This is a genomic window from Corallococcus llansteffanensis, from assembly GCF_003612055.1.
GTDB lineage: Bacteria > Myxococcota > Myxococcia > Myxococcales > Myxococcaceae > Corallococcus > Corallococcus llansteffanensis.
In genome coordinates, this window is record NZ_RAWB01000714.1 from 1 (window position 1) to 4491 (window position 4491).

At 72.2% G+C, this 4491-nt stretch carries 3 protein-coding genes and 1 pseudogene; 3 read left to right on the forward strand and 1 reads right to left on the reverse strand.

What is annotated here, in order from left to right; genetic code table 11:
• Positions 1-29 precede the first annotated feature (29 nt).
• Entirely contained in the window at positions 30-926 is an 897-nt protein-coding gene (locus tag D7V93_RS38775; protein WP_120630155.1) for an ArsR/SmtB family transcription factor, read from the reverse strand.
• 97 nt (positions 927-1023) lie between these two features.
• On the opposite strand from D7V93_RS38775, the gene D7V93_RS38780 reads away from it, so the two are divergent.
• From D7V93_RS38780 to D7V93_RS38790, 3 genes and pseudogenes are all read left to right on the forward strand, one after another.
• Positions 1024-1902 carry a patatin-like phospholipase family protein gene (locus D7V93_RS38780; protein WP_120648098.1) on the forward strand — a complete coding sequence of 293 codons (879 nt, stop codon included), beginning with the start codon at positions 1024-1026 and terminating at the stop codon, positions 1900-1902.
• Positions 1903-2031: 129 nt separating this feature from the next.
• Positions 2032-3633, forward strand: coding sequence for a S8 family serine peptidase (locus tag D7V93_RS47535; RefSeq protein WP_120648099.1), 1602 nt, complete (start codon positions 2032-2034; stop codon positions 3631-3633).
• A 149-nt stretch (positions 3634-3782) separates the two neighbouring features.
• Positions 3783-4491: pseudogene (locus D7V93_RS38790) on the forward strand (peptidase S8); the annotation flags it as partial.

Consider the following 4491-nt stretch of genomic DNA (forward strand, 5'->3'; position numbering starts at 1 on the left):
CAGCGGCAGGGGGTGGGCAGGGTGGCTCGTCATGACGGTTTGACTCCGGTGAGCAGGAAGACGCGGAAGGGACTGGCCCCGTCGCGCGCGTGCGTCTCGCGGGTGAACGACGTGAAGCCGGCCTCGCGAAGGGCCGCTTCGAGGGATTCGGGCGCGAAGCCCAGGTGCCGGTGACCCAAACGCTCCAGCACCCACTTCTCTTCATGGGGCAGCAACTCCAGCACCACCAGCCGGCCGCCGGGCTTGAGCAGCCGTGCGGCCTCCGACACCACCGCCGCCGGCGACTCCACGTGGTGCAGGCTCTGCGAAATCACGACCAGGTCCATGCGCCCGCCCGGCAGCGACAGCCGGTGCAGATCCTCGCGCAGGAAGGTGATGTTGGTGAGCGACTCGCGGGTGGCGTGCGCCCGGGCCTGCGCGAGCGCGTCCTCGCTCTGGTCGATGGCCCACACGTGCCGCGCCCACCGGGCCAGCGCCCGGCTGAACACGCCCGTGCCACAGCCGAAGTCCGCCACGTCCAGCGGCGGCAGGAGCGACGCCAGCGCGCCCGCCCACAGGAACCACGACTGCCCCGGCTCCAGGAGCCGCTCGTTGAGGGCCTGCCGGTCCTCCCGCGCACGCAGCAGGTCATTGAGCCGCGCCGAGTCCCCCGCCGCGTCCTCCGCCTCGCGCGCCAGGCGGACGAGCGGCCAGCGCGTGTCGTCCGTCTCCAGCGCCAGCGAGTAGTAGGTAAAACCCGCCTGACGCTCCTCGCGGATGAGCCCCAGCCCCTTCAGCTTCGACAGGTGGTGCGACACCGACGACTGCGCCACCCCCACCAGCGACACCAGCTCCGTCACGTTCAGGGGCGCCTGCGCCACCAGCCGGAGGATGCGCAGCCGCGTCGTGTCCCCCAGGACACGGAAGGATTGGGAGAGGACGTCCATATCGCCGCATCAACATATATCGATTTCCCCCTTCCTGACAATCATCCCGGCAACGCAATGCGTTGCCTCCCACACAACCATCCCGTAAAAATCCACCATGGCGCCCACCAACACGCTGCACTCCCTGCTCGACGGCAAGCGCTTCGGGCTGGTCCTCTCCGCGGGCTACTTCGGCTTCTACGGCCACGCGGGCTTCCTCAAGGGGCTGCACGCCTCCGGTCTGAAGCCCCACGCGTACGCGGGCACGTCCGCGGGCGGCATGGTGGCGGCATACGCGGCGGCGGGCATGCCCATGGACCAGCTGGAGGAGCTGGTGCTGCGCCAGACGCGCGCCAACTTCTGGGACCCGGACCCCATTGGCGCGATGCTCAACGTGGCGTCCGCGGGGCACGGCTTCACCGGCCTGCTCAAGGGCGACCGCTTCCGGCGCCTGCTGGAGGACACGCTGCCGGTGCCCACCTTCGAGGACACCCCGCACCCGCTGCTGCTCACCGCGGCCAACCTCACGCACGGCACGCACGAGGTCTTCACCACCGGGGAGCTTGCCCCCCGCGTCCACGCCACCTGCGCCTATCCCGGCCTGTTCCGCGCGGTGCCGCTCAACGGCAACCTGTTCTGGGACGGCGGGCTCGTGGACAAGGCGCCCGCGCTGTCCCTGCACGAGAGCGCCATCGGCAAGGACCTGGACGCCATCCTCGTGCACTTCCTGCCCAGCCGGACGCGCAAGGTGGTGGGCGGTCCCATGGCCTACCCGCAGGGGCTCGCCGCCGGATCCGCCGCCCTCCGGCGCGACCACTTCCGCCTCCAGCTCACCGTGCTCCAGCAGCGCGGCGTGCCCGTCTACGTGGTCGTCTCCAACCTGCCCCCGGTGACGCCCGCCACCCTGGAGCGCGGCTTCGACGCCCTCGACCAGGCCCGCCTCTCCGCGGAGCGCGCCCTGGCCCGGCCGCCCGTGCCCTTCGAACAGAGCACGTGAACCGCCTGCGGCACCGACAGGTTCAACGGGACTCGAATAAAGCAACAGAGCAGCAATATCTGAATAACTCGACTTGAATGACAGACCAGCATGCGATGCTGGGGTGGCTGTTCATCCCGGAGGAAGTCCATGCTGAAGTCGACGCTGTCCCTGCGCCCCCTGCGCGGCGCGGTCATGGCTGTGTCCCTGCTGGCGTTGGCCCCCGTTGCTGGCGCCGCGCCGAAGCTGGCGCCGCGCGCTCTCTCTCCCAAGCCCACGGGGCGTGAGCTGCCCTCCCAGACGTTCGTGGAGCGGCTGGTGGTGAAGTTCCACGAGGGCAGCCGCGTGCGCCTGCGCGGCGACGCGCTCCGGGCCCTGGCCTCCGAGCGGGGCGCGGCTGAGCGCGAGTCCCTGGCGGGCCTGCGCCTGGACGACGCGCGGGTGGACGCGGACGTGGCGGAGGTGACGGCGCTGCTGGAGCGCGCGCCGCGCATCGGTGCGCTCTCGCGCCTGTTCGAGTCCGAGGAGACGGCGCTGGACGCGAGCAAGGCGTCGGGTGAGACGCTGAGCGGCCAGCAGCTGGCGGACCTGAACCTGTACTTCGAGGTGCCGCTGTTGCCGGGCACCACGTCGGAGGGCGTGGCGGAGCTGGTGGCGGCGCTCAACCGCGTTGGCAGCGTGGAGACGGCGTACGCGCAGCCGCCCGCGGAGCCGGCGATGGTGAACTTCGGCATGGAGGCGGGGCTGCGCACGCTGCTCGCGGCGGCGGACCTGCCGCCCACCACGCCGCAGTACGAGTCAGCGCAGGGCTACCTCAACGCGGCGCCCGGTGGCGTCAACGCGCTGTACGCGTGGACGGTGAACGGCGGCCGGGGCACGAACACGCGCTTCGTGGACATCGAGGGCGGCTGGCGCACCACGCACGAGGACTTTCCCGCGTTCTTCCGCGTGGGCGGCACCCAGTTCAACGACCTGGGCTGGCGCAACCACGGCACGGCCGTGCTGGGTGAAATCATTGGCGCGTCCAACGCCTACGGCGTGACGGGCATCGCCAACGCGGCGACGCCGGGCGTGGAGGCCATTGGCGCGCAGAGCGCCGCGAGCGCCATCACCAACGCGGCGGGCGCGCTGGGCGCGGGCGGCGTCATCCTGGTGGAGCTGCACTCGCAGGGCCCCGCGGACGGCACGGCGTGCACGTGCAACACCAGCCAGTGCAACTACATCGCGATGGAGTACTGGCAGGCGGAGTACGACGCCGTCCGCGCCGCCACCGCCAACGGCGTCATCGTCATCGAGGCCGCGGGCAACGGCAGCGCGAACCTGGACGCGGCGGCCTACGGCGGGCGCTTCAACCCGGCGACGCGCGACTCGGGCGCCATCCTCGTGGGCGCCAGCACCCGCACCACCCGCGTGCCCATGTGCTGGACGAACTACGGCGCGCGCGTGAACGTGCACGGCTGGGGCGAGGCCGTCGTCACCACCGGCTACGGTGACCGCTTCGCGGGCAACAGCAGCGAGGACCAGTACTACACGTCCACGTTCAGCGGCACCTCCAGCGCGTCGCCCATCATCGTGGGCACCGCGCTCAGCGCGCAGGGCGTGGCGCTCGCCAACGGCCGCCGCCTGACGTCCGTGCAGATGCGCGGCCTCCTGCGCAACAACGGCACCGCCCAGGCCGCGGACGCGCGCCAGATCGGCCCGCTGCCGGACCTGCAGAAGGCCCTGCCCAAGGTCATCTCCGGCAACTACTGAGCCCGGGCCTCACCGAGCCTCAAGGCCCACCGCGTGGCCGGAGGCGTCCTCGCGTGACGCTTCCGGCCCACGCCGCGCAACACGTATTCCTTGTCAGACCGGACATCCATGATGCGGGGCGCCTTCCACCCTCCTTCCAAGGACTCCGGATGCCCTTCGTCTCCCGTCTCACCCAGACCCTGGTGGGCCTGCTGTTGTGTAGCGCGGTGCCCGCCGTCGCGAGCGCCGCCGCTCCCCTCCAACCGCGCCTCGCGGCCGACAAGCGCGCCACGCCCTCGCTGCCCGAAGGCACGCGGGTGGAGCGCGTGGTGGTGAAGTTCCACGAGGGCAGCCGCGTGCGCCTGCGCGCCTCCGGGCTGCGGTCGCTGGCCTCCGAGCGCACCCTGGCCGAGCGGGAGCTGCTGGGCGCCCGGCGGCTCACGGAGGCCCGCGTCGGCGACGACGTGAGCGCCGCGCAGGCCCTGCTGGAGCGGGCGCCGCGCACGTCCGCGCCGCGCCGGCTGTTCGCCGCCGACCCCGAAGCCACGCTGGAAGCGAACAAGACGAGCGGTGAGGCCCGGAGCGGCCGGCAGCTGGCGGACCTCAACCTGTACTTCGAGGTGCCCCTGGTGCCGGGCACCTCCGCCGAGCAGGTGACGGAGCTGGTGGCGGCGCTCAACGCGCTGGACAGCGTGGAGACGGCGTACGCGCAGCCGCCCGCGGAGCCGGCGATGGTGGGCTTCGGCATGGACGCGGCGCTGCGCACGCTGCTCGCGGCGGCGGACCTGCCGCCCGCGACGCCGCTGTACGACTCCGCCCAGGGCTACCTCAACGCGGCGCCGGGGGGCATCGACGCGCGCTTCGCCTGGGGCGTGGCGG